Source organism: bacterium, from assembly GCA_019695335.1.
Classification (GTDB): domain Bacteria; phylum CLD3; class CLD3; order SB21; family SB21; genus JABWBZ01.
Window position 1 is genome coordinate 22781 of the sequence record JAIBAF010000045.1, and the last position, 6899, is coordinate 29679.

A 6899-nucleotide genomic window follows, 5' to 3' on the forward strand; every position below is an offset into this window, starting at 1 on the left:
TGGCGTCCGTTGAGGGCGTCAGAATTTTACCATCTGTGCGGCCGTTTTTTCGAGATCAAATCCGTTGTGGGTCTCGTCGTACATTTTCGGATTCCACACTTCAATCCAGTTGAGCATACCGATTACGACAATGTCTTTTTCGATATTCGAGAAAGACAGAAGCGGCTGCGGTACAATCACGCGGCCTTGTTTGTCAAGCTCGGATTCATGCGCGTTACCGGATATCATACGGATCAGTTTTCGTGCATCGCCATCCATGATCGACAACGTGCGCAAATTGTCTTCCAGCCGTTGCCATTCGGTAAACGAATAAATGTAGATGCATCGTTCATACCCACGCGTTAGAATGACCGTTTCTTTGTCGTCGGGCGTAAAACAGCTCCGCATTTTTGCCGGAATATTAAACCGATTTTTCGGATCCAGCGTGTGAAGGTATGTTCCTTTGAAAGATGCCATTTACATCAGAAATTTTTTGTTTCTGTATCCCAACACTTGTTTTAATAAAGTTTAGGTTATTTAACCCACTTTAACCCACTTTGGTATCAAGTTCAAGGATTTTACTCTTAAAGTCAAGCAAAAAAAGGATTAATTTATTGTATTTTTTGAGTTAGGGAGATTAGGAAGGAGTTTGCCAAATGGTATGGAGATGCCGTAAAAGGCTTTCATAAGTTTCGCTTGATCCAAAACATTTCAATGCTTATTTTTGACAGGGAAATGAAGAAAACCTCCATCCGTAGTTTTTGGTGTTTAATATGAAAGCAATTTTTTTGCTACTGTTATTGATCGCGTCGGATGTACATGCACAAATGGATTCTATTGCAACGATTTCAATATCGTCGAATTATTCAGACGCATCGATTTGGATCGATGACAAAGAAACCGGCTTTAAATCTCCATCAGTGATTTCCGGCATCAAGATTGGTCAACACAAAGTCACACTTCGTTGGGTAGACTTTCAACGCCATACAGAATACATTGCAGAGCAAACGATTGTTGTGAAAAGTGCTGATTCCAATTATTTTTTTATTGAATTCAGCCCAGTATCGGTGACGATCGTATGTAATGCTGAAAACACCAAACTTTTTCTCAATGGTCAATTAAAAGGCGAGGGTAACGACCTTGTTATCGACAGGATTATCCCAGGAATCTATCACTTAAAACTTTCACAACCTTTTGGTGTGACAGCAGAAAAAAGCGTTTATTTTCCACCGAATAGCAACGATTGTCCCCCGGAATGTTTTGTGTTTGGTAATCTCCATGTTGAATCAGATGAAATTCAGGATGCTGTCATTTTTATCAACGGTCATCAAACAGATAAAAAAGTTCCGGCAACATTTAATAGCTTGATTATCGGTGAATATGAAGTAGGAGTTAAAATCAAAGGCAAAATCGTTTCAAAAAAAGTTATTGTAAAAATGAATGAAGAAAATCACGTGCGGGTTAATCCGAAAGAAATTGCAAAGGAAATCAAAAAGCAGGAATTGGCGCAAAGGGCTTTGAAAAAAGCGCAAAAAGAAAAAGAAGAAAAAGAGAAATGGAAAAAAGAAAGATTAGAACAAGAGCAAGAAACGATTCGATTAATTGAAGAAAAGAAAATTAGAAATCAAAAAAAGGAAAAATTGCATTGGCACAAAGGCGTAACCGTTGGTGCAAATTCTTTTCAAACTGGTAAATTTAAAGTCAGTGGAATAACATATGATACAGATGGTAAATTTGGTTTTCATGTGGGTGCATATGTAGCGATCCCGGTTGAAAATTTCATTTATATACATAATGAATTGCGAATCCAACAAAGAAATTTTGAGGTTAGAAATTGGTGGAATAAACGTCTTGAATATTTACAAGATATACTTTTAATCAAGAAACGTTTGTTGGGAGATTGTCTTGTGAATGTGGGCGTGGGAGTTGGTTTCCTTTTGAACGATAATAAAGTAAAATATGCTATTTCATATGACCTAACTAATCGATTTGTAAAACTTAAACAAACGGAATTTTTTGGTCATTTAGGAATTGGGCTAGGTTTAGCAGAAGGGCTGTTTGTTGGATTTGAAATGTCACTACCAGAATCGGGGACCGGTACATATCCATTAAATATTCAACGAAAGACTTATGAAATTGCTGTTAGAGTTGCTTTTTAAAGATTGAAAAAAACCAAGTCAAAAGAGCCGCAAACGCAGCTGTATCTACTTTTGGAAAGGAATTGTTAAAGAAATTTGAAATTGAAAATAATGCGGATAGTAAATAAAGATCACTTATTCTTCCCTCTCAATTCTCGCTCCCAATGCATTCAACCTTACATCAATGTTTTGATAACCGCGGTCTAGTTGCTGGACGTTTTGGATCGTGGACGTACCTTCAGCACAAAGCGATGCAATGAGTAGCGCCATGCCTGCGCGAATGTCCGGGCTGGTGATAAGTTCGCCGTGCAGCGGCGTTGGGCCGTGAATGATCGCGCGATGCGGATCACACAAAACAATACGTGCGCCCATCGTGATCAATTTATCGACAAAAAATAACCGGCTTTCAAACATTTTTTCAAACACCAAAACCATTCCTTTGCATTGCGTGGCGGAAACTACGATGATACTTGTCAGATCGGCTGGGAAGCCCGGCCACGGCGCATCGTCGATCTTCGGCACTGCGCCATCCATGTCGGAAGCAATTTCCAGCGACTGCTCGCCGGAAACAAATAAATCATTGCCACGGATTTCGACATTAATGCCCAAACGATTCATTACAAGCAAAATCATCCGCATGTCTTTTGGGTTGGTGTTTTTGATAAGGATTTCGCTTTTTGTTGCGGCGGCAAGTCCGATAATGCTGCCAATCTCGATGTGATCATTGGTGATCGTATGTTCACAGCCGTGTAATTTTTTGACGCCGCGGATGCGGAGGATATTACTGCCGATGCCGGAGATATCGGCGCCCATGGCGTTGAGCATGCGGCAAAGTCCCTGCACGTGCGGCTCGCCTGCGGCATTATTCAAAATGGTTTCACCGTTAGCCAATACGGCAGCCATAACAGCGTTTTCAGTGGCCATAACGCTCGCTTCATCGAGAAAAATATCTTTCCCATTTAATTGGACTGCTTCCATTTTATAAAATTTGCGTCCAAGATCCATAGCAGCTCCGAGGGCCTGAAGAGCGATAATGTGTGTGTCTAACCGGCGCCTGCCGATTTTATCGCCCCCGGGTGAAGGTAGGCTTACCCGTCCGTGACGCCCGAGCATGGAACCGGCAAATAAAAACGATCCGCGAATTTCCGAAGCAAGATGATAATCGGGTTCGTGTACTTTGATGTTTTTTGCCTGAACTTTCCATTCATTCGGACCCAAACGCGTCACGTCGGCGCCGATCGCTGTTGCAATTTCCAGCATCTTCATCGCGTCACTGACTTCCGGCATGTTCTTGAGAATGACGGGTTCGTCCGTCAGCAACGTCGCCGCGATAACCGGAAGCGCTTCGTTTTTATTACCTGCTGGAATAAATGTTCCTTTTAACCGATGTCCGCCTTCAACAATAAATTTTTTCATATTCACACCAGAGCTCACAGAGAGCGCAAGGAAAGTTATTAATTTTTAATTAAAGGAGAGAATTTTCACAAAATTTTAGTGAAGTAATGATGGGTGTAATCACTTCACATGATAATCATCGATCACGCCGACGATCACAGCCTGGACCGGCAGTTTTTTATTATCAAAAACAATTCGCGCCGAGCCGCCTTCTTTCATGACCAATACCAGATCGCCGACGCCTGCGCTAACTTCATCCAGCGCCAGCATATCGCTGCCGATTGGCTTTTGATCAAGATCAATCGGTTGTACGATCATGATTTTGTGATCGGTCAAGTGCTCATTTTTGTGAGTCGATACGACTGAGCCTGTAACTTTACAAATTGTCATTGATTTTGGATTCTAAAAATTAACTCTATTTAAATCGTTAGTAAAAATTTTCTGATTTCATTCAATGCCATCTGTGATGATCGTTCTTTAAATGTTACGCGATCGGTCGGAAATGGCAAGATCAATGGTTTGATCACATGCGTTCCTTGGCTTGTAGCCAATCCAATGTAAATCAAACCGACCGGCTTTTCAGAAGTTGCGCCGCTAGGCCCGGCGATACCCGTCGTTGAAACGCCAATGTCCGTGCCAGCGAGTTTGCGGATACCCTCGGCCATTGCTCTGGCAACTTCTTCACTGACCGCACCATGTTGGCGGATCAATTCTTCAGGAACATTGAGCCTTTGTATTTTTGACTCGTTACTGTAAGTAGTGATGCCTTGCATAAAATAAGCGGAACTTCCTGAGACATTGGTCAAACGGTGTGCGATAAGTCCACCGGTGCATGATTCGGCCGTAGCGATGGTTAACTTGGTTTTGAAAAGTAACTGTGCAACAGCGTTTTCCATCGTATCGTCGTCGAAAGCATAAACAGCCGCCGGATATTTTTCATGAATTTTTATAATAAATTTTGCCTGAGCGGTTTCGATTAAAGTTTGTGCCATTGCCGGTAACATTCGTGCCGATGTAGTCAAACGTACATCAACGCCGACGGCGAGTTTGGGTAAGAACGCTATATCAAGTTGATTTTTAAAATTATTAACAAGGTCTTTTACATGTTCATACAGAGCCGATTCCGGAATTCCTGTTGTTCGGAGCGTTCGGTAAGCGATAATTTCTTTACCGGCTTTGTCGCTGACAAATGGAACGACATGATGTTTGACCATCCACTCCAATTCTTTTGGTACGCCTTGCAAACTAAAAAACGTCGTCTGATTTTTATGAAATTTAATTCCCGGAGCGGTTCCAAGTTGATTCGATAAATAATCCGCGCCGATCGGAATCAACGCCTGCACGGCATTAGACTCGGTCATAGTTCTTTTCGCGCGCGCGTATGCGGATTTAATTTCGTCCAAAGCAGCCGGATTGGTTTGCAAAGATGTTCCGAGGAAGGCTGCAACGGCGTCACGGGTTTTGTCGTCATGTGTCGGGCCGAGACCTCCGCCGGTAATGACGATATCGGTTTCGGGAGAGACCTGTTGTAGGGCGCGGATAATATCTTCGATTTTATCTCCGACTTTGGTAATACGCCGAATCGCGATTCCCAACGGCGCAAAAGTACGGGCGATAAATGCGGAATTCGTATCGGTGACAAGCCCTAGAAGAATCTCATCACCGATGATGATAATTTCGGCGTTCATGAAATTATAGATTAGCGATCAGTTCGCTTTGATGGAAGAAAAACGCAATTTCCAGAGCAGCATTATCGTCGGAATCAGAACCGTGAATAATATTTTCACCTTTGCTGTCTGCAAATTCACGGCGAACCGTACCGGGTTCTGCTTCTTTTGGATCCGTTGCGCCGATAGTTTTGCGGAATTCGGCCACGGCATTGGCTTTTTCAAGTACGACCGGAACACACGGGCCGGAACACATAAATTCCGTCAGCTCTTTGAAAAAAGACCGTTCTTTATGTACGGCATAAAATCCTTCCGCTTGCGTTTTGGTCAGACGAATTTGTTTCATGCCAATGATTTTAAAGCCGGCGTCCTGAATTTTGGCAATAACTTTACCTTGAAGATTTTTACGAACGCAATCCGGTTTCAGAATAGCTAGTGTACGATTTCCCATGTAATCTCGAGCTCCTTAAATAGTAATAAAATTCTAAAAGCCATAGTTGGTTGTATAATTGCAAAGCGCCTGCAATATAGAAGGTTCTTGCTTTTCGATCAATCTTTTTTTGACCAGAGCCCTTAACTTTTTTAGCTAATTTACGTCTAAGTCATGGGTTACATGAATAGGGCATTGATTTCTATACTGTTCCTTCGGAGTTTAAAGAAATTAAAGCCGAATTCGCAGATTCTTATCATTAAGGGAATTTAACTCCGAATTAAACTATATTTATTGCATTCTAAAGCGTCTTTTTTTAACTTGTCGTCCTTGTTCTTAGGACTTGATTATTGATGGTTTCCGGCCATTCTGGATTTATACACCGATTATTTTATAAAATTACATATAAAAACCTCTAAAAGGAGGATTGCATGGTAACCGTGTGTTTTAAACAATTCCTGAAAGTTTTTTTGCTGGCTGCAGTTGCGTTAGCAGCTACGCAGTTATCGGCACAGGAAGAACAAAAATTTTTCGGCCAAAACAAAGTGCAGTATCAGGACTTTAACTGGCGATTTATTCAGTCGGAACATTTTGATATATATTTTTATCAAGGCGGCGAACGCGTAGCCAAATTCGTAGCTGACATAGCCGAAAAAGCATTGCCGTCCATTTTGGCCGATTTCAAACATTACGAATTGCAGAACCGTGTCCCGTTTATTATTTACAATTCGCATAATCATTTTCAGCAGACCAATGTTGTCGATGAATACAATTCAGAAGGTATTGGTGGCGTAACAGAGATTTTCAAGAACCGTATTACCCTTCCCTATGAAGGATCGTATGAAGATTTCCGGCACGTAATCGAGCACGAACTCGTACACGGCGTGATGAATGATTACATGTACGGCGGCTCGTTTCAGGCGTATCTTACAGGACGTATTCGTGTGCAGATTCCGCATTGGTTCGCAGAAGGCTTTGCGGAATATGGTTCGCGGAAGGAACAATTCTATGCACAATCGGATATGTTCATCCGTGACGCCGTGACCGAAGGATATCTTCCATCGGTCGAACAGATGGGCGGCTTTGCATCGTACATGGTTGGCCCGTCAATTTTTAAATTTATGGAAGAAAAATACGGGAAAGAAAAAGTTGCGGAATTTGTGACGAAATTGCGTGCCGCCGGAACGGCTCCCGGATCATTTGAATCCACCTTCGGCATGAAGATCGATGAGTTCTCCGAAAAATGGGCGATGTATCAGCGCAAAATCTATTATCCCGATATTGCCAATA

Annotated in this window: 7 protein-coding genes; 2 read left to right on the plus strand and 5 right to left on the minus strand. The window is 42.2% G+C overall.

The window, feature by feature from the left end:
- Positions 1-18 precede the first annotated feature (18 nt).
- Entirely contained in the window at positions 19-456 is a 438-nt protein-coding gene (gene mraZ, locus K1X84_11720; protein ID MBX7152304.1) for a division/cell wall cluster transcriptional repressor MraZ, read from the minus strand.
- Positions 457-752: 296 nt separating this feature from the next.
- Here mraZ and K1X84_11725 point away from each other — a divergent pair, with 296 nt between their 5' ends.
- The gene (locus K1X84_11725) at positions 753-2138 is read left to right on the plus strand and encodes a PorT family protein (GenBank protein MBX7152305.1); all 1386 of its coding nucleotides are present in this window, start codon (positions 753-755) and stop codon (positions 2136-2138) included.
- Positions 2139-2252: 114 nt separating this feature from the next.
- Here K1X84_11725 and murA read toward each other — a convergent pair whose 3' ends face one another.
- The 4 genes from murA to ndk form a co-directional block, all read right to left on the minus strand.
- Positions 2253-3533: a UDP-N-acetylglucosamine 1-carboxyvinyltransferase gene (gene murA, locus K1X84_11730; protein MBX7152306.1), complete on the minus strand. Its 1281-nt coding sequence runs from the start codon at positions 3531-3533 to the stop codon at positions 2253-2255.
- Positions 3534-3632: 99 nt separating this feature from the next.
- A complete protein-coding gene (locus K1X84_11735; GenBank protein MBX7152307.1) occupies positions 3633-3902 on the minus strand; it encodes a EutN/CcmL family microcompartment protein in 270 nt (89 codons plus the stop codon).
- A gap of 29 nt (positions 3903-3931) precedes the next feature.
- On the minus strand, positions 3932-5200 hold the full coding sequence (locus K1X84_11740) for a competence/damage-inducible protein A (protein MBX7152308.1): 1269 nt from the start codon (positions 5198-5200) through the stop codon (positions 3932-3934).
- A gap of 4 nt (positions 5201-5204) precedes the next feature.
- On the minus strand, positions 5205-5630 hold the full coding sequence (gene ndk, locus K1X84_11745) for a nucleoside-diphosphate kinase (GenBank protein MBX7152309.1): 426 nt from the start codon (positions 5628-5630) through the stop codon (positions 5205-5207).
- Positions 5631-6040: 410 nt separating this feature from the next.
- Between ndk and K1X84_11750 the strand changes: the two genes are divergently transcribed.
- Positions 6041-6899: biopolymer transporter Tol (locus tag K1X84_11750; protein ID MBX7152310.1), on the plus strand; the 859-nt coding region annotated here is incomplete at its 3' end.